The organism is Helicobacter rappini (assembly GCF_900198625.1).
GTDB lineage: Bacteria > Campylobacterota > Campylobacteria > Campylobacterales > Helicobacteraceae > Helicobacter_A > Helicobacter_A rappini.
Genome location: NZ_FZPK01000008.1, coordinates 1 through 18,633 on the forward strand (window position 1 = coordinate 1; position 18,633 = coordinate 18,633).

Consider the following 18,633-nt stretch of genomic DNA (forward strand, 5'->3'; position numbering starts at 1 on the left):
GTGATAAGTGGGAATTTGAGGTGAATGGGACGCTTATTTATATCCCTAGCTTCTCGTTTGATACTGAAAATAGGGATATGGGGATAAATGTTGAGGCATCTGGTCTTAGTAGCTTAGCGGCTAATGGGCATTTCTGTGAAAAAGATGGACATTCAAATAAAGTAAATAATAAGGCAGAACCCGGTGTGCCTTGCGGTGCTGCAAGGGTTGGTGGATATGCGACTACAACCTTGCAACCTGTGCCAAAATTCTTTTTAAAATCTCGTGCCTATGAGTTACCATTGGGCATGAAAACAAACTTTGGCTTTTCATTTACTACACCTTCTGGTCTTGCTATGCAGTGGGATGGTGTCGGTGGTGGATTCCTAAAAGATGTAAGCATTGCAATGATGGAGTTTAATCCTGTTGTATCTATAGCTTATGATGATATTTTTGCCTTTGGTGCTGGTGTAAGGGCGATTTATGCCTTCGGTGATTTTTCTAATACGCTTTTTGTGCCGATAAAACAAGATGTAAATATGGGAGCTCTTGGTAATATTCATAGCTATGGCACGACAAGAGTGGAGCAGGTCTCAAATGCGAGTTCATGGGGATTTGGCTATAATCTTGCAGCGACTTTACAACCATTTGCAAGGCTTGAAAATAATATGTTTCAGAATCTAAGACTAGCGGTTACCTATCGCTCTAATGTGCATTGGGATATGCAGGGCAAACTCTCGGCGAAGTCTTATATCTATCAAGGTGTAGATATTCCTATCATAGGTAGCACAAAGGTTGAGGGCTATATCGGTATGAATGCGGATTTGACACTTGCTACTGATTTGCCACCTATTATAAATGTCGCCTTGTCGCAAGATTTTGGGAATCATAGAGTAGAGTTTGTATGGGAACATACGCTTTGGGGCAAAGCTAAAATCTTTGAGTTTGGCTATGCAAATCAAGTGTTTGATATGTCAAATCTAAATGTTGGTAATCTTGCTTCTGGACAGATTAAACCTGATGAAATGCTGGATGCGGCTGACTATTCTGCAGTGGCCTATGGAAATGGCTGGAAAGATTCTAGCGCGTATCGCTTGGGATATACATATTTTGGAGAATCTTATAAGATTATGGGAAGTATCGCCTATGATGAGACACCCGCCCCACAAGGTAAGTTTGGCATACCTGATGCAAATGCGTATATGTTTGGCTTAGGCTTTAGGAAAAGATTCTTAGATGATAGGCTAGATTTAGGTTTGGCTTATTCACTTGCACTAAAAGATAATAGAAAAAGCTTTATAGTCTCTCATGATGGTTTTGGGCAGTTGCATTTGCTTACTCTTGGGGCAAAATATTTATGGTGATATAAGGTGTCTCTATATAACTTGTGATATAATACGACAAACCGCATTTAGGGGATTTTATGTCAAAAGTATATTTATGCTCATTTGCTGATACAAGACTTTGTTTATCAGCTTTAAGATTCTATCAGCAAGCAAAAGCTATGCAAGTTTTTGACTATATTTTCTTATACAATGAGACAAATTTAGATAAAGAGTTTAGAGACGCCATGAGTAATCAAGCGTGTATAAACGGGGGGGGGGGGGTAACCAGAGGCTTTGGCTACTGGTGCTGGAAACCACAGATTATCTTACAAACTCTACAACAAATGAATGAAGGTGATGTTTTGTTCTATATTGATATAGGTTGCGAATTTCAGATTGAGGGCAGAAGGCGACTACAAGAGATGATAGATGAGATAAGAAAAAATGAGATTATGGGGGTAATGGTGGGTGGACATCACATCGAAAAAGTATGGACAAAAGCAAGTGTATTTCAGCATTTTGGCGTTCTAAATGACAAACATTATACAGATACAAGACAGATTGCTAGTGGTCTTGTCATGCTATGCAAAACACAGAGAACACAAGCCATTATGCAAGAGTGGCTCAATGTCTTTTATCATCATTTTGAACTTGTTGATGATAGTCCAAGCCCTATACCCAATGATGAAAGCTTTATAGAAAATAGGCATGATCAAAGTATTTGGAGTATTCTCAATAAAAAACATAATATTGTAAATTTTGATGGTGTTGATTTTACGCAAATGGCAGTCAATCCAGAACAGCATCCAATAGTTACTGTGCGTAATGCAATATATTGCAGCTTTATCACATCATCTACAAACTCTACTGCAAATAGATATTTAAAGGTTATGTGGATAATACCTGCTTTAATTAGCAAACTACACCCTATTCGTTCAGGCAGAAGATATGCACGCACTTTGAAAAAGTTTTTATTGCATTATTCTTTCGTTAATAAAAATTAATAACTTGTATTAACTTCCTTATTTCAAAAATCAACACAATAAAAACAAAATGTGAAAAATATTCACACCAAATAATTATTCTGCAATATTTCACAAACGACTATATATAGGCATTTTCATAACTTTGTAAAATAGATATTCCGTTAATTTGTAAGAAATTTTATATTAAAGTTGCAATTTTAGTTTTTATTAAGTTATAGATGTTTATAATTGAAAGTGTTAGGTATAGTCTAGCACATTTCTATAATAATAAAGGAGATATTATGTCATACGCAAGTAATGTTCTCAACAAATTAAAAGAGCAATATCCTTCACAGACACTTTTTCATCAAGCTGTGGAGGAAGTTTTTGAGTCCCTTGAACCGGCACTTCAAAAGGATAAGAGATATGAATCTTATGCCATACTTGAGCGTCTTACGATTCCTGATAGAGAGATTCATTTTCGCGTAAGTTGGGTTGATGATAAGGGCAAGATTCAAACAAATCGTGCCTACCGCATTGAGTTTAACTCTGCTATTGGACCATACAAAGGTGGGTTAAGATTCCACCCAAGCGTGAATGATGGCGTGATTAAATTTTTGGGCTTTGAGCAGATTCTAAAAAACTCTCTTACAACACTTGCTATGGGCGGTGGTAAGGGCGGAAGCGACTTTGATCCAAAGGGTAAAAGTGAAGGTGAAATTATGCGGTTTTGTCAAAGCTTTATGAATGAGCTGTATCGCCATATCGGTGCGACTACCGATGTCCCAGCGGGTGATATTGGCGTAGGTGGGCGAGAGATAGGCTATCTCTTTGGGCAGTATAGAAAGCTCACAAATTGCTTTGAGGGTGTGCTTACAGGTAAGGCTATCCCGTGGGGTGGAAGCCTTGTAAGGACGGAAGCCACAGGCTATGGTTGCGTGTATTTTGCAGAAGAAATGCTAAAAGCACGGGGCGAAAGCTTAGAGGGTAAAATTTGTAGCGTATCTGGGGCTGGAAATGTAGCCATTTACACGATTGAAAAGCTCTATCAACTTGGGGCAAAGCCCGTAACGGCAAGCGATTCTCAAGGGACAATTTATGATAAAGACGGCATTGATTTGGCATTGCTAAAAGAGATTAAGGAAGTAAGAAGAGCAACTCTAAGTGAATATGCCAAAGAGCGAGCACAAGCAGTTTATACGCCAATTAGCGAGTATCCAAAAGATAGCAATCCGGTGTGGGCTGTGCCTTGCTTTGCGGCATTCCCAAGTGCGACACAAAATGAGCTTAATGGCAATGATGCTAAAATTCTCCTTGCTAATGGCTGTAAATGCGTGAGTGAAGGGGCAAATATGCCCTCAAACCTTGATGCAGCACATCAATTTATCAATGCTAAGATTTGCTATGGACCAGGCAAAGCTGCAAATGCTGGTGGCGTGGCAGTAAGCGGACTAGAAATGGCACAAAATGCAAGTATGAATCCATGGAACTTTGAAGTGGTGGATAAGCGATTGCATAGCATTATGGAGAGCATTTTTGCGAGTGCGAGTGAAACGGCAAAAGAGTTTGGGGATCCTACAAACCTTGTGCTTGGTGCAAATATCGCAGGATTTAGAAAGGTTGCTGGAGCGATGATTGACCAAGGTGTGATTTAATCCCTGCTTGTAGATTTTGGAGTCTATATGTGGCATGATATCCATTTGGGATATTGCAGTATTTCAAACCTGTTTTAGCTTAGAAGGCAAATAAAATTTACTTAAAATATAACTTAGAAATAGCCATAACTCAAGTTTAGAATCTCAAACAAAACTTGCATAAATATACGCACGATTGGTATTTGTAAAGACTTGTGTTTGCATATCATCTAATAAATCTTTTTCATTTGCAGTATTTGTGCCTTTGTAAAGCAGATAATGTCCGCTAGATTCTAATAAATGCCTGCTATCACGCACCAAAATATCACTTCTACACACTGCACGAGAGGTGATTAAATCCCCCTTTATATCCTTGATATTATATGAGTAATCTGCAATCACTTTGACATGTGATAAGCCCATGCTAATAATCGCATTTTCTAAAAATGATACTCTTTTCTTACGCGGCTCTAATAGATAAAACTTGCTATCAGTATAATAACACGCAAGGATTAAAGCAGGGATCCAGCCCCACTACCTATATCAATACAAGTGTGAAATGGCTTTAAAAATGATATGGGAAGTAAGCTATCTGCTATTTGATGATATAGCTCTTTAGAATCTTTTATAGCGGTTAGATTATGAATCTTTGCCCATTGAAGCAAGATATTACTGAATCTTTCTAGCGGCTTTGCCATGTGTGGTTGTGATATAATGGCTTGTATATCATAGTTAATGTGCTGCATTATATTCCCCTATATTATGCCTAATTTGCTTTTATTGTATTGATTAAGGCTTGATAGATTCCATGTGCGATGAGTTTGTAGCCTTGCGGGGTTAAATGCACATCTTGTTTTGATAGATTAAGCTCGGTCCATGCGGGTTTTGTGCCATTTTTTTCAATAAATTCATCAATGTCAAATAGCATGATATTCTCTAGCTTTGCAACCTTTAGTATCGCCTCTTTTACCGGCATAAAGGTTTTTGCACTCTTATATCGCTTTTTTGAAGCATCAACAGGGAGTAATACAGGTGGTGGCGACATTAAAATAATGATTGCATTTGGATTATATTTCTTTAGCATAGATATAAACTCTCTATAATTTTCAATAAAGCGATCTTCTTTTAGCACATTATACATTGCATCATTTGATCCATAACAAAGCATGATAATGTCATAATCAAGCACTTGCAATTCTTTTTCTAGAATCTCTTTATTCCACTTTTTCCAAATATCAGAACGCACCCCATTAATCCCCAAATGCTCGATAATATTACTCTCTTTTTCCTTATAGATAAAATAACCCCCAAGTTTTACCTCTTTGCTTAAAGCATGAATAGTGATAGGAAATCTAAGCTTTAGATTTGCAATCTCCCAAGTATCATTTTTATCTGCACGCAATATATGACTTTTAGAATCTGCATCTTCTATCCTTAATGCCTCTTTTGTGTCATTATTTTTAAATACAATTTGTGCGATAAAGTTATTATTCCAAGCACGGATTTGCTTTGGATTTATGCTAAGCTTGATGCTTGCTGGTAAAGATTCTGGATAGGCTATCACACCGCCCATAGGATAGTCTGTATAATCGCTAGGTTTTCTTGAATCTAGCACTAAAAAGCCATCATTTTGGTATTCTAAAAGCAAAGTTTGATGATATGAGGGCATAAGCGGATAGGTAAAACCTATGGCATTGATATTTCCCAATATATTTCGCAACTCATTTGTGATAAAATCACTTGCAACATGGGAATCTCCAAATACACGGATACGCAAGTCCTTACGCCTTTTCCATTTGTGTTTTAACTGCTTTAATAACACAGAATCTTCCATATAATTTTGCAATACTGCATGTTCCATGTATGGTTTATATTGTGGATTAAGCTCTAAAAAAGTAAGCGTTTGAGCATTTATAACACCAATTAGGGCAAAATATGTGATAAAACACATTGCATACTTTTTCATATTTGTCCTTTGTAATTTTTGTTGTTATAGTTTTAACTCGTTTTATATATTTTGTAGAAACTTAATCAAATAAATTTATAAATCATGTGTTTTAGAATCCTAGCAAAGCAAAAGCCCTGCATAAGATTCTGGTCTATCATATCGGCAATACTCTAATTTTAGAATCTAGCTGCTCTTGCAACACAGATTCTATGGCATACAATGTGCCGGTTGCCCCACTCGCACAGCCGCTACACGCCCCAAGATAGCGGATATACACATCAATAAAACCATCGCTTGTATCCTTAATGTCTAAAATCTCCATATCGCCCCCATCCATCATAAGCATAGGGCGGATATTTGCGTCAATGACTTTATCAATCGCTTTTACCTTTTGCACCATTGTCATTTGAGCAAATGCGATTTCGCTACCTTTATCCGCTACTTTTTTCACAGATTCTTTATCCATTTCCGCCCTTACTTGTGCGAGTATATCTACCAAATAATATTCCCTTTCCTCGTGTCCGCCGGGCTTGACACAGCTTTTACAAAACGCCCCTGCTTTTGTGTAGTTTGTGATTTCTTCTACACTTTTTAAATCATTTAGCCTTATCACTTCTTTAATGGTAGATAGGCTAACTCTCGCGCATTCACACACGATGATTTCACTCTCAAAGTCCGCTGCGTCCTTGCCTAGATAAATCCCCGCTGCTTTTTTAATCACATCATACGCCATAACAGAGCAGTGCATTTTCTGCCCCGGGACTGCTGGCGTATCAGGGTCATCACGCAAGGCGTGCTCTACATCAAGGTTGGTGATTTTTACCGCGTCTTGCACCTTTTTGCCAAGGCAGAGTTCCACCATCATATCACTACTTGCAATCGCCGTCCCACAGCCAAAGCTTTTAAACTTCGCATCAATGATTGTATCATTGCTATCCACAAGCCAATACAGCCGCACCGCATCGCCACACGCTTCTGCACCATAGTCTGCTACGATGAGTTTTGCTCCCTTTTCATCTGCGTCTTTTTGTGTCAAAACGCCCAAATGTGTGGGATTATCCATTCTCTCGCTTACTTTGTTTGAATATGCGTCCCATAACGCACCACCGATTAAGTCATTCTTTGCCATTTTCTTTTCCTTTCAAATTTATGTTTAAACAAAAAGTTAGTAACACTTTATCTTGTGTTGTTAAGTTTTTGTTTAATCTTTTCCTTATCTATCCCCATTTTGTCATAAAAAAGCTTCACAACATCTTCACGCGTAAAAATTTCTGTCATCTCGCTTGCTTTAAAATCCCACTTATATCCAGCCCCAGTGCCTCTCGCACCCCTATTGTGTAGTTTGGTAAAGTCAATTTCATCTATTTTTTCAAGTCTCATGTAAATGCTATTTGGTGCAACACCTATAAAGCAAATATAATCGCATAAATCAGTCTGTTTGATATGTTTGTTTTGGAATTTCTTATTCACATCAAGGCTACGTGTTTTTACTTCCACCTTTATGCCATTTATCTGTATGTCCCAATTGCCTTGGTCTCCGTCCTTATACACAAGGCTAATATTTCTCTCCTTTGCAAAAATATCTCTTAGTAGCCTTTCTCCAAAACTCCCCCTTTTATCAATCTGCAAATGTCTGATTGCAATATATTTAGAATCGCTTCTCCATTGCGTGCTTTGATTGACTTCAGAATCTAAAAAGATATTTCTCCTTTTCAAAGGCTCAATATAACAGGAAACTATATCCTAGATTCTATAAACTCACGCATATCAGCAACGATGACTTCAATGCTTCGTTCGCCATCTATCACATGCAAGATTCCATTTTTTGTATAAAAGTCTTGAATTTCTTTCAAAGGCTCTAGATACACACGCATACGATTTTTAAATACCTCAGCATTATCATCAGCACCCCTTGCACGACCAAGCACCCTATCTTTTGCCACTTCTTCGCTTACTTGCACTTCAATCACATTTACAAGCTGCACTTTAGAATCCTGCTTTAACACCTTGTCAAGCTCAAGCATTTGCTCGACACTACGCGGATAACCATCAATCAAAATAATATCTTTTGGCGAATTATTAATCGCACCAACAATAGTTTGCACCACAATATCAAGCGGGACGAGATTCCCTGCTGATGTAAAACTCTCAATGAGTTTGCCCTGCTCACTGCCACTTGCCACTTCTGCACGCAATAAATCACCTGTGGAATAATGTGCGATTTTCGCATTAGATTCTGCGATTTTTTGTGCGTCAGTTGTCTTACCGCTACCCGGTGCGCCGATGATTAAAAACAATTTCTTCATGAATTTCTCCTTAATTAATGTTGAAGTTTAATATGCAATTCGTTTAATTGCAATGTTGTAACACTGCTTGGTGCTTCCATTAAAAGACAGCTTGCCTTTTGTGTTTTTGGAAAAGCAATGACTTCTCTAATGCTTGTCGCACCACTTAAAAGCATCACAAGCCTATCAAAGCCGATCGCAAAGCCACCATGTGGTGGTGTGCCATATTGTAATGCTTCAAGTAAGAATCCAAACTTTTCATTTGCTTCTTCCTTGCTTATTTGTAGTAAGTCAAAGATTTTGCTCTGAATCTCGCTTTTATGGATTCTTATGCTACCACCACCTAATTCCACGCCGTTTAGGACTATGTCATAGGCGATTGATTGTATAGATTCTATATCACTTTCATCGATATTTTTTGGCATTGTAAATGGGTGATGAAGTGCTTTAATACCCTCATCAGTTTTCTCAAACATAGGGAAATTTACAACCCACACAAAGCTTAATTTGTCAGCGCAAATGAGATTAAGCTGATTTGCAACCTCAAGTCTTAATCGCCCCATATAATCCCAAACGACATGTTTTTCTCCAGCTCCAAAGAAGATAATATCACCCTTTTTCGCACCAACTCTTTGCAACAAAGCCTGTATAGAATCTTCTGTGAGAAATTTAGTAAGCGGTCCTTTCAAACTCTCATCAATACTTTCTCTATCAAAGCTTTTACACTCTTCTTTTACTTGGATATAGGCTAATCCTTTTGCACCAAAATTACGCACAAATTTTTCTAAATCAGCAAGGCTTTTGCGACTAAATTTAGAATCCCCATCACGCACACATAGGGCTTTTATGCGATTAGCCTTTGTGTCAAGGGCTATCTCTTTAAATATATCATTATTTGAGCTAACAAATAAATCAGCCACTTCAACTAAAGGCATATCAAAACGCAAATCAGGCTTATCACTACCATAGCACTCCATAGCGTCCATATAGTCCAAATGCGGAATCTTATAAGAAATACTCTTGCCACACGCTTTAAAAATCTCAAGGATTAAATCTTCTGCGATTTGCATGACATCTTTTTCTTCACAGAAACTCATCTCAACATCGATTTGACTAAACTCTGGTTGTCTATCAGCGCGCAAATCTTCATCTCTAAAGCATTTTGCTATTTGATAATATCTCTCAAAGCCACTCATCATAAGCAATTGCTTAAATAACTGCGGGCTTTGCGGAAGCGCATAAAAAGAGCCATCATGCACACGACTTGGCACAAGATAATCTCTTGCACCCTCTGGCGTTGCCTTTGTGAGTATGGGTGTTTCGACCTCTAAAAAGCCATGAGATTCTAAAAAATTACGCGTAACACTTGCTATTTTTGCACGCAATTTAAAAATATCAAGGCTTTTTTGACTACGCAAATCAAGGTAGCGATATTTTAGTCGCAACTCTTCATTTACGCTTTCATCACCTATGATAATGGGTGTTGTTTGTGCTTTGTTTTCAATAGTGAGAGTGTCTAGCACGACTTCTATTGCACCTGTTTTTAACTTTGGATTGACTAAGCCCTCGCCTCTAGCCCTTACTCTGCCTTTTGCTAATAATACATATTCATCACGCACACTCGAAGCTATCGTGTGAGCCTTGCTGCTTGGGTCTGCTACAAGCTGTATAATACCGCTTTTATCACGCAAATCAATAAAGACAACACCACCATGATCACGATAACTATTACACCAACCGCATAGTGTAACCTCTTTACCAATATCATCTGTGCTTAACGCTGTGTTATAATGTGTTCGCATTAAATTCCTTAAGAAAAAATGATTTGAAAAAAATGATTTTAGGATTGTAGCATTTTTTTGTTGAGAATAGCATTTTTAAAAATTCTCTCTTTGTTTTTAGGAGATTATATCTATCGTTTTCAATTTTTAGATTCTAAGCGCATAATTAATACATTGAAACAGTGATGTTTCCAATAAATTTAGATTTTGTAGTAAGTTCAAGAAGTATTTTTTTTATTATAGTGTTGCCATAATAAATGCAACAAGCTGTTATTTGTGGTTTAATCTTCAATAATTTACGATTAACTTGCCATCATCTGTTCTTTGTGCGGTATATTTTATCAATGCACTCATTTCGTCTCTATTTATGTCTTTCGTCTTTTTATCTATTGCTTTGTCTATCTCTTTATTGAATGCTGATATGCTACCATATTTCTCTTTGATAAGTTTTTCAAAATTCGTATCTGTCATTTTTTCTCCATGTTCAAGGTATTGCAGCAAATCGTATTTCCTACCCAAAATAAAAACCCTTTCAGCTACTTCTCTTGGCGTGTTCATATGTGCATTTGCACTACATATAATTCTTTTTCTTTCCTTATCTGTTTTTTCGGTCATAATTTTTTCAAGTTTCACACTTGTTTCTTTAAGAAATAATTCCATTACCTTTCTTGCCTCACTAGATAACCCCATATTCTCATGTTTATCAATTTTAGCTACATGGTTTCTTGTGATTTCTTGTTTTGTTTTTTCTTTCATGAAATTTGCAACTTCTTCTTACACATCTTTATCAACACATTTTGGCGTATTGGAGCTATTTCCACATGCAATAAGCGATAATACACATAATATACTAGATACTAGCAAAACATAAGCTAATCTTTTTATTTAGATTCATGTTTATCTCTCACGCTAAATTGCAATACCATACATCAAAAGACAATAAGTCAAGCAAAGATTAATCTCACCCATCATGTTTCAAATCACCTGAAAATACCATCTAAAAGTTTTATAGAATCTGTTTGTAAGTTGAACATATATTTGTATCGATAATCAATACTCCAAATCCCTAAAAATCATAGGCATGTTTTGTTTAAAGGCATTATTTTGTATGCGTTTGTGTAAGGATTTAGTCATATCTTTGCTGTATTGTGTAAGCTTTGTTATATCCCCTTTAGCTTTTTCATAAGATTCTAAGAATGGGTCTATTTCATCATAGCTATATCCTAACTCATTTTCATCTGTTTGCCCTGCATATAGGTCAGCACTTGGGGCTTTATCTATAATTTGTCTTGGAATCTCTAAGAGTTCTGCTAACATATAGATTTGTGTTTTATAGAGATTGCCTATTGGATTTATCGCACATGCTAAGTCGCCAAATATCGTGCCATAGCCTAGCATAATCTCTGTTTTATTGCTTGTGCCTATGACTAGTCGCTGCTCCATTTGTGCGATATGATAGAGTGTTGCCATACGCATTCTCGAGCAGAAATTACCACGAGATAGCCTTGTGTGATCCTTATAAAGATTACAAAATATAGAATCAAAATCTTTAATTGGCAAAATGGCATAATCTATCTTAAAAGATTCACACAAAAGGATAGAATCTTCAATACTTTCCTTGCTAGAACTTGTTGATGGCATAAGCAAAGCCTTAGTATTACCACACAAAGCCTTATGACATAAAAGCGTAACAACCGCACTATCAATACCACCACTAAGCCCAATAACTACTTGCTTAAAGCCACGATTGCTAACTTCATTTTGTAAAAATGTGAATATAGAATCTAGGGTATTTTGTGTAAGCTTTTGCATGTAAATCCTTTATTGCAATAAATAATGAAAATGATTTTAAGTTAAGAAATATGCCATTTTAACAATTTTTCTCAAATAAGTATGCGAATATAATATTGCTTTAAGTGTTTTTTTATTAGAATATTAGAGTTTTTTTGCGTTTTTTCTACGCAAAGGCAAGAATTTGAGATTTGTTTATTTCTTTGAAGGAGAAGATAATGGCTGATGTGAAAAGGCGAGATTTCCTTGGCATGGCACTTGGCGGTGTAGCTGGTGCTGGTGCTATCGCTGCACTTGTTGCTATGAAAAAAACTTGGGATCCATTACCTAGCGTAGTTTCAGCTGGTTTTACCACCGTTGATGTTGCGGGTATGCAAGAGGGTGAGATACGCGATACGCAATGGCGTGGTAAGCCTGTATATATTATGAAAAAGAAGTCTGGCGATGAGATTTCACCTGCTAGAGATTTTGAGTTAGCTGGTGAGTATTATTGCATAGGTATTAAGATTTGCACGCATTTGGGCTGTATTCCAAACTGGAAAGCTAATGAGAATCTTTTTCATTGCCCATGCCATGGCGGACAATTCACAGGTGATGGTGTGAATATCGAGGGGACACCGCCACCTAGACCTTTTGACATTCCTCCTTTTGCGATTAAAGGCGATACGACTTTAATATTAGGTGAGAGTGGCACAGAGTATGAAGCAATGCTAAAAGCTTCAGGTAATGCGTAAGGAGAATGTATGGCACAAGTAAAAAAAGCGAAAAATCTAGCTGATTGGTTTGACCAAAGACTTGGGACTAATAAGCTTATTGAAGTAATGATGACAAAATATTGGATTCCAAAAAATATTAACTGGCTATGGGCTATGGGTGTGGTTTTAACCGCACTTTTTACCCTGCTTGTTGTAAGTGGAATCTTCTTGCTTATGTATTATAAGCCTGATGAAAATCTTGCCTATGATTCTGTAAATTATACGATTATGCAGGAAGTTGCATTTGGCTGGCTATGGCGACATATCCATGCTGTTGCGGCTAGTATGGTATTTGTGATTATCTACATTCACATGTTTGTGGCTATTTATTATGGCTCTTATAAGAATGGTCGTGAGATGATTTGGATTAGCGGTATGGTGCTTTTTGTTATCTTTTCTGCTGAAGCGTTTAGTGGCTATATGCTTCCATGGGGACAGATGAGCTATTGGGCGGCTGCGGTTATTACAAATCTTTTTGGTGGTATCCCTTTAATTGGTAGCGATGTTGTAGAATGGGTGCGTGGTAACTATGTCGTAGCAGATTCTACACTTACAAGATTCTTTATGCTACATGTGTTTTTATTGCCAGTAGTTATTATGGGTGCTATTGCTATGCACTTTTATGCGTTGAGAAAACCGCATGTTAATAATCAAGAGGGTGAAGAAATCGACTTTGAAGCAGAAGCAGAAAAATACATGGCAGGAAATAAGAAAGAAGCTAAGGTTATCCGCTTTTGGCCTGATTTCTTATGTAAGGATATTTTTATCATATCGCTATTTATGATTCTATTCTTTGCCCTAGCTTGTTATCATTTTGATTTTGCTATGGATCCCATTAACTTTGAGCGTGCAAATCAGTTGGCAACACCAGCCCACATTTATCCAGAGTGGTATTTCTTATGGAGTTATGAAGTATTGCGTGGTATCTTCTTTAGTGCGAATCTTGGCTTAGTATTCTTTGGTATCGCACAAGTTGTATTCTTGCTACTTCCTTGGCTTGATAGAAGTAATGTTGTAAAACCTGCACATAAGCGACCCGGATTCCTTATATTCTTTATCTTACTTATCATTGACTTGATAGTGCTTACTGTATATGGGAAGTTGCCACCAGATGGTAATGCAAAATACATTGGCTTAGTTGCCTCTGTTAGCTTCCTTGTGTTGCTTTTTATCGTATTGCCTATGGTAACTATGGCAGAAAATAAAAAAGGCGGTGAATAATGAGAGAGTTTAAGATATTTATTATAGTTGCCTTTATTATAGGCGTTATGTATTATGGCGTTGAGCCTTTAGCACACCATGCAATGCACCCGCCCACTGCGGCTAGTGATTATGCTTTTAAAGATTTAGAAAAGCTTGGTAATATAGATGTAGCAAATGGTAATGTTGAGAATGGTAAAAGTGTATTTGCAGCACAATGTACGAGCTGTCATACTCTTAATTCACAACCAGATGCAGAACTTAATATAAGAAATCCAAAGACTTTACAGCTAGTAGGCGAAGGCGGTGTATTGCCCCCTGATTTATCAAATGCAGGGCTTATTTATGATTCTACTTATCTAGCACATTTTATTAAAGACCCAGTGCGTGCTACACGCTTGGAATCTAAGTTTGCAGTTTCATGCGATGGCTTAGAGAATGAAGCGCTCGAGAAATGCGACGCATCTAATGAAGGTAAAGAATCTTATCCTATGAATGCGTTTAATGGTGCGATAAGTGATACTGAAATCGCTGATGTTGTAGCCTATCTTAAGTCGATCGCACCTAAAAGCTTGAGCGATAAAGAAGTGTTTGTAGAAGCATGTAGCAGGTGTCATAGCGCTGTGTATGATAAGAATCAATATGATTCTATGTTTTTTGCTAACCATAACGCAAAGATAGAATCTCTTATTAAACAAGGTGAAGGCAAAGAAGAAGCAGATTTCATAGAATCTCTTAATGATGAAGACAAAGCGTTTATGAGTGCCCTGCTTGGTATGGCTAAGGCAAAAGAAAAGAAAGATATGAGTGAAGACCAGCTTAATGATGAAAATGACGCTATCAACGCGAAGACTTTTGAAGACTTTGGTGGTGCTTTAAGTGTGCTTAACGCTTCACTTTTAGAATCTAGCTTTAATAAAGCAGGGCTTCATGCAGCAACAGATTCTGAAATGATTAAGGCGTATTTAGGTAATACACCACCTGATTTATCCATGATGATTAGGGCAAAAGGTCGCACAGAGTTAGCCGCATTTATTAATAATCCGCAAAAAGTGCCTTTGATTGACATTCAACAAGCAGTTATTAATAAATTGGTAAAAAATAAGCAAGATGAAGAGAAAGCTGCATTGCCTGCTGATTTAAGTGAGAATGACAGAAAAGCAAAAATCAAAGAGATAAATGCTAGAGATGCAGTTTATTATGGTATTAAATTGCCTGAAAATTCTATGAAAGATTCATGGCAAAGCAGTGATGATTACACAAATATGGCAAAAGATATGGGTGTAATGCCACAAGGTAAGGCAATGCCTAGAGTAGGTCTTACAAAAGAGGCGGAAACACAAGTTATAAACTACCTTGAGACAATCGGCGATAGCAAAAAAGCTCAAAGAGATTCTCTTGGATTGTGGATCATTGGCTTCTTTGTATTACTCTCAGCCCTTGCATATATGTGGAAAAGCAAGATTTGGAGAGACTTACACTAATTAAGATTCTATCCAACTAATCCCTACTTAAGTCTAAGGCTATAATAGCCTTAGCAAGGAACACTTTTTATGAATACCCCATACATAATCTTAGCTACAAATAATAAGCATAAACAACAAGAATTTAAACATGCCTTAAACACAGAGATTCTAACCCCAAACGATTTGGGTATATTAGACTTTGATCCTATTGAGTGCGGAGAGACATTTGAAGCAAACGCAATGATTAAAGCAGAAGCACTCTATCACATACTACAAACACATGCAAATATACCCCAACACTACATTGTTATCGCTGATGATAGCGGACTATGCGTAGAAGCACTACAAGGGTTGCCCGGTATATTCTCTGCACGATATGCACATATGCAAAATGGCAATACAGAATGTGGAAACTCAAGTGATGTGGATAATAGAGAAGCCCTAAAAGCTGCATTAAAAGAGCATGGAATCTGGGGTAGCAAAGCCTATTTTCAATGTAGCATTGCCTACATTATACATGATGAAGCAAAGCAAAAAAATATACAAAATGTTGTCAGCGGACAATGTCATGGCATTGTAGCGATTAAAGAGAGCGGAACGCATGGATTTGGATATGATTCTATGTTTTATAGAGATTTCTCACAAGATGAGATTCTAATACTTGACTTCACATTGCCTACCAATAACGCTAATAACAAAATAACAATTTTAGAATCTTTGCAACACTCCCTTGCCACACTCCCATTAGAAGAAAAAACAAAGATTTCACACCGCGGACAAGCTATACAATCCTTATTAAAAGCATTTTTGGCGTATTTTTAGTAGATTATACCTTATTCTTAAACTTTAAGTAGGTTGTCGAATTTGGGATATATTTTCTAGATTTTAAGATACATATTCAACAATTGACGACAATAAAATTGAGTGCAGTTCTTGTGGTGAAAGTTTCGTCTAATATGTAGCTATAAAATACACAAAGACACAATGTAGCCTATCCAAGCACAACAGCCCTGCCTTGCTTTACCACTACTAAGTCTTCAATACGCACACCAAAGGTTTGCGGGATATAGATTCCGGGTTCAATAGAAAAAACCATGCCATCTTCAATGATTGTTTCAGAGCGGCGAGAGATAAAGGGCATCTCATGTATATCTAGCCCTATGCCATGCCCTGTGCTATGTGTGAAATACTTACCATAGCCACCTTTTTCAATAATATCTCTTGCGATAGAATCTATCTCTTTGCCACTCATACCAGAGCGAAGATTCTCAATCGTAGTTATTTGTGCTTTTTTGACAAGATCATAAATCTTTTGCTTTTCATGTATGCTTAGTCTATCCTTATTTGTGCTTTCATCTAAAACCATAAAATCTTGGTCTTTTTGAAAAATTATAGAATCATCAAAGAAAAGTGCGGTGCGAGTGCAATCGGCACAATACCTTTTATACTTCAATCCGCAATCAAGCAAAAGTGTATCGCCATTTTGTAAAAAAGTCGTATCGCTTGGCAGGGCATGTGGCTTTGCTGCATTACCTTCAATACCTACAATTGGCTCAAAGCTTAGTGGATACTGCCCATAGTTACTCAAAGTATCAGCGATTTTATACCATAAAAATTTCTCACTTTTTGCCTTGCCTTGTTTTGATACATATTCCCCAAACGCATGTATTGCTTGTAAGTTTAGAATCTGTGCTTGTTGTAGAATCTTAAGTTCTTCATCACTTTTTTTCATACGCATGATTTGTGTGAAGTTTGGCATGGGTGCAAGTGATACAATATCTTTTAAGTTATGATATTCTTCCACACACATACGCATAGGATCAAAGCTAAGATTCTTAATATTGTGCTGTGTGATTTGCCTTTTTGCTTCTGCTAAAAGATCGCTAGATTCAATAATCTCTAATGCGATATTTTTCTTACATAATTCATTTGCCTCTGTGCTGTAACGCGCATCTGTTATAAACTTAAACTCACTGCCAAAACGCATAAGAATGGCATTATCCGCACTATAACCACATAGATAATACATAATACTTTCATCGCGAGTGATAAAATCTTTTACTTCCATACATATCCCTAGAATCTTTGAATACGATTAATAAAAATCACAATAACCATTAAAGGTGCTAATACACGCAAACTATACAGCCAAAAGTAAAAGGCAAAATCGCTTTTAAGATAGCCTTTAGTCCATTCACGCAATTTATCCTTTGATACAAAATAGCCAATAAATAAAGAGCTAAAGAAACTCCCCCAAGTAAGTAGCATATTCGCACTTATCCAATCAATCCAATCAAATAGATTCTTCTCAAAGAAAGTAAGAGTTGCTTGATAATTCGTATTCATCGATAAAATCACAATAATACCTACTAAAAATATACCAAGGCTCACCACATAAGTAAGAGTTGCACGACTATACTTTGTCTTATCAGTAAGATATTTTATACATGGCTCAAGCAAGGACACGGTAGAAGACAATCCAGCAAATAATAGCCCAATCATAAATAACGCACACAAAAATCCCCCAAGCGCGCCAAGATGCCCAAACATAACAGGCAATACAATAAAGATTAGCCCCGGACCACCAGCTACATCCGCCTTGCTACCATAGGCAAATACAAATGTAAATATCATAAGCCCCGCAACAATGGAAATGATAATACCCGGGATAACAATCCATAATGCACTTGCAAAAAGATTCTGATTTCTATTCACATGTGATGAATAAGTGATGATTGTCCCAGCCCCAAGTGAGAGAGAGAAAAAGACCTGTCCCATAGCATCAATAATGGTATTTGAAGTGAGTTTTGAAAAATCAGGCTTAAACATAAACTCCACACTCTCACCAAAGCTAGGCAAACTCATCGCATAAAAAAGCAATCCAAAAAAGATAATAAAAAGCAGGGGCATTAATACATAGTTTAATCTCTCAATACTCTTAATCCCATACACAATGCTATATGCAGTAACCGCTAGAATGATAGCAAAACAGAGAATCTGATAGGAAATCTGTTCTGTATGTGAGCTAAAAGTCTCAAAGATAGCCTTGCTTTGTGCAAAATCTGCGGGTAGATTAAAGCTAACAGATACAAGATAGTATAAAACCCAGCCTAGCACCGCACAATAAAATGTCAAAATAAAAGGACCAGCAAATAAAGTAATGCCCACAAAACGCCATGAAGTCTTAGGATTTTGCGTAATCTCTTTAAAACTATCAGGCACATTTTTTCTGCCTTGCTGCCCTACAAGCATTTCTGCTACAAGCATAGCTACACCCACAAACAAGGCAATACCTAAGAAAAGCAACACAAACGCCCCGCCACCATTCATACCCGCAGTTGTAGGAAACCGCCAAATATGCCCTAAGCCAATAGAGCTACCAAGTGCTGCCAAAATAAATCCAATCTTTCCAAAATCTTTTTGCATTCAGTTCCTTATGCGTAATTTTTGCAATAAGTTTTTATTCTAGCAAACTTTTATAGTTTTTTTACTTTTTTATGGGTT

The 18,633-nt window shown here is 37.1% G+C and carries 15 protein-coding genes and 3 pseudogenes; 8 read left to right on the forward strand and 10 right to left on the reverse strand.

The window, feature by feature from the left end:
• The 3 genes from C6H17_RS02240 to gdhA form a co-directional block, all read left to right on the forward strand.
• Positions 1–1,343, forward strand: a 1,343-nt coding sequence (locus C6H17_RS02240; protein ID WP_104731324.1) for an OmpP1/FadL family transporter, incomplete at its 5' end; no start/stop codon positions are given.
• A gap of 59 nt (positions 1,344–1,402) precedes the next feature.
• Complete coding sequence (locus C6H17_RS02245; RefSeq protein WP_005217878.1) at positions 1,403–2,308, forward strand: hypothetical protein; 906 nt, start codon at positions 1,403–1,405, stop codon at positions 2,306–2,308.
• 263 nt (positions 2,309–2,571) lie between these two features.
• On the forward strand, positions 2,572–3,924 hold the full coding sequence (gene gdhA / locus C6H17_RS02250; RefSeq protein ID WP_005217876.1) for an NADP-specific glutamate dehydrogenase: 1,353 nt from the start codon (positions 2,572–2,574) through the stop codon (positions 3,922–3,924).
• 144 nt (positions 3,925–4,068) lie between these two features.
• Here the strand turns inward: gdhA and rsmG are convergent.
• The 8 genes and pseudogenes from rsmG to C6H17_RS02295 all read right to left on the reverse strand — a co-directional run bounded on the left by rsmG (position 4,069) and on the right by C6H17_RS02295 (position 11,729).
• Positions 4,069–4,649, reverse strand: a pseudogene (gene rsmG / locus C6H17_RS02255) (16S rRNA (guanine(527)-N(7))-methyltransferase RsmG).
• 20 nt (positions 4,650–4,669) lie between these two features.
• Positions 4,670–5,869 carry a GDSL-type esterase/lipase family protein gene (locus C6H17_RS02265; protein WP_005217872.1) on the reverse strand — a complete coding sequence of 400 codons (1,200 nt, stop codon included), beginning with the start codon at positions 5,867–5,869 and terminating at the stop codon, positions 4,670–4,672.
• Between the two features lie 136 nt (positions 5,870–6,005).
• Positions 6,006–6,980 carry an iron-sulfur cluster assembly scaffold protein NifU gene (locus tag C6H17_RS02270; protein WP_005217871.1) on the reverse strand — a complete coding sequence of 325 codons (975 nt, stop codon included), beginning with the start codon at positions 6,978–6,980 and terminating at the stop codon, positions 6,006–6,008.
• A gap of 47 nt (positions 6,981–7,027) precedes the next feature.
• On the reverse strand, positions 7,028–7,567 hold the full coding sequence (locus C6H17_RS02275; RefSeq protein WP_005217870.1) for a hypothetical protein: 540 nt from the start codon (positions 7,565–7,567) through the stop codon (positions 7,028–7,030).
• Positions 7,568–7,587: 20 nt separating this feature from the next.
• Complete coding sequence (locus C6H17_RS02280) at positions 7,588–8,157, reverse strand: adenylate kinase (protein WP_005217869.1); 570 nt, start codon at positions 8,155–8,157, stop codon at positions 7,588–7,590.
• 14 nt (positions 8,158–8,171) lie between these two features.
• A complete protein-coding gene (aspS, locus tag C6H17_RS02285; protein ID WP_005217866.1) occupies positions 8,172–9,938 on the reverse strand; it encodes an aspartate--tRNA ligase in 1,767 nt (588 codons plus the stop codon).
• A 267-nt stretch (positions 9,939–10,205) separates the two neighbouring features.
• Positions 10,206–10,673: a hypothetical protein gene (locus C6H17_RS02290; RefSeq protein ID WP_005217864.1), complete on the reverse strand. Its 468-nt coding sequence runs from the start codon at positions 10,671–10,673 to the stop codon at positions 10,206–10,208.
• Positions 10,674–10,967: 294 nt separating this feature from the next.
• Positions 10,968–11,729: an NAD+ synthase gene (locus tag C6H17_RS02295; RefSeq protein WP_005217862.1), complete on the reverse strand. Its 762-nt coding sequence runs from the start codon at positions 11,727–11,729 to the stop codon at positions 10,968–10,970.
• A gap of 197 nt (positions 11,730–11,926) precedes the next feature.
• On the opposite strand from C6H17_RS02295, the gene petA reads away from it, so the two are divergent.
• The 5 genes and pseudogenes from petA (at position 11,927) to C6H17_RS02315 (ending at position 15,951) form a co-directional block, all read left to right on the forward strand.
• Positions 11,927–12,442 carry a ubiquinol-cytochrome c reductase iron-sulfur subunit gene (petA, locus tag C6H17_RS02300; RefSeq protein WP_005217860.1) on the forward strand — a complete coding sequence of 172 codons (516 nt, stop codon included), beginning with the start codon at positions 11,927–11,929 and terminating at the stop codon, positions 12,440–12,442.
• Between the two features lie 9 nt (positions 12,443–12,451).
• A complete protein-coding gene (locus C6H17_RS02305) occupies positions 12,452–13,684 on the forward strand; it encodes a cytochrome b (RefSeq protein WP_005217858.1) in 1,233 nt (410 codons plus the stop codon).
• Between the two features lie 83 nt (positions 13,685–13,767).
• Positions 13,768–14,211, forward strand: a pseudogene (locus C6H17_RS13500) (c-type cytochrome); the annotation flags it as partial.
• Between the two features lie 411 nt (positions 14,212–14,622).
• Positions 14,623–14,718 (forward strand): annotated as a pseudogene (locus C6H17_RS13505) (cytochrome c1); the annotation flags it as partial.
• 498 nt (positions 14,719–15,216) lie between these two features.
• On the forward strand, positions 15,217–15,951 hold the full coding sequence (locus tag C6H17_RS02315) for a non-canonical purine NTP pyrophosphatase (protein WP_005217851.1): 735 nt from the start codon (positions 15,217–15,219) through the stop codon (positions 15,949–15,951).
• Between the two features lie 169 nt (positions 15,952–16,120).
• Here the strand turns inward: C6H17_RS02315 and C6H17_RS02320 are convergent, their stop codons facing one another.
• Together C6H17_RS02320 and C6H17_RS02325 are read right to left on the reverse strand one after the other, a co-directional pair.
• The gene (locus C6H17_RS02320) at positions 16,121–17,197 is read right to left on the reverse strand and encodes a M24 family metallopeptidase (RefSeq protein ID WP_005217849.1); all 1,077 of its coding nucleotides are present in this window, start codon (positions 17,195–17,197) and stop codon (positions 16,121–16,123) included.
• Positions 17,198–17,205: 8 nt separating this feature from the next.
• The gene (locus C6H17_RS02325; protein ID WP_005217847.1) at positions 17,206–18,555 is read right to left on the reverse strand and encodes a sodium-dependent transporter; all 1,350 of its coding nucleotides are present in this window, start codon (positions 18,553–18,555) and stop codon (positions 17,206–17,208) included.
• Between the last annotated feature and the right edge of the window lie 78 nt (positions 18,556–18,633).

Bases quoted from the DNA above. Each gene is read 5' to 3' on its own strand.
- C6H17_RS02305 (WP_005217858.1), top strand. From the start codon at position 12,452: ATGGCACAAGTAAAAAAAGCGAAAAATCTAGCTGATTGGTTTGACCAA.
- C6H17_RS02320 (WP_005217849.1), bottom strand. From the start codon at position 17,197: ATGGAAGTAAAAGATTTTATCACTCGCGATGAAAGTATTATGTATTAT.
- C6H17_RS02265 (WP_005217872.1), bottom strand. From the start codon at position 5,869: ATGAAAAAGTATGCAATGTGTTTTATCACATATTTTGCCCTAATTGGT.
- petA (WP_005217860.1), top strand. From the start codon at position 11,927: ATGGCTGATGTGAAAAGGCGAGATTTCCTTGGCATGGCACTTGGCGGT.
- C6H17_RS02245 (WP_005217878.1), top strand. From the start codon at position 1,403: ATGTCAAAAGTATATTTATGCTCATTTGCTGATACAAGACTTTGTTTA.
- C6H17_RS02270 (WP_005217871.1), bottom strand. From the start codon at position 6,980: ATGGCAAAGAATGACTTAATCGGTGGTGCGTTATGGGACGCATATTCA.
- gdhA (WP_005217876.1), top strand. From the start codon at position 2,572: ATGTCATACGCAAGTAATGTTCTCAACAAATTAAAAGAGCAATATCCT.
- C6H17_RS02295 (WP_005217862.1), bottom strand. From the start codon at position 11,729: ATGCAAAAGCTTACACAAAATACCCTAGATTCTATATTCACATTTTTA.
- C6H17_RS02325 (WP_005217847.1), bottom strand. From the start codon at position 18,555: ATGCAAAAAGATTTTGGAAAGATTGGATTTATTTTGGCAGCACTTGGT.
- C6H17_RS02315 (WP_005217851.1), top strand. From the start codon at position 15,217: ATGAATACCCCATACATAATCTTAGCTACAAATAATAAGCATAAACAA.
- C6H17_RS02280 (WP_005217869.1), bottom strand. From the start codon at position 8,157: ATGAAGAAATTGTTTTTAATCATCGGCGCACCGGGTAGCGGTAAGACA.
- C6H17_RS02290 (WP_005217864.1), bottom strand. From the start codon at position 10,673: ATGAAAGAAAAAACAAAACAAGAAATCACAAGAAACCATGTAGCTAAA.
- aspS (WP_005217866.1), bottom strand. From the start codon at position 9,938: ATGCGAACACATTATAACACAGCGTTAAGCACAGATGATATTGGTAAA.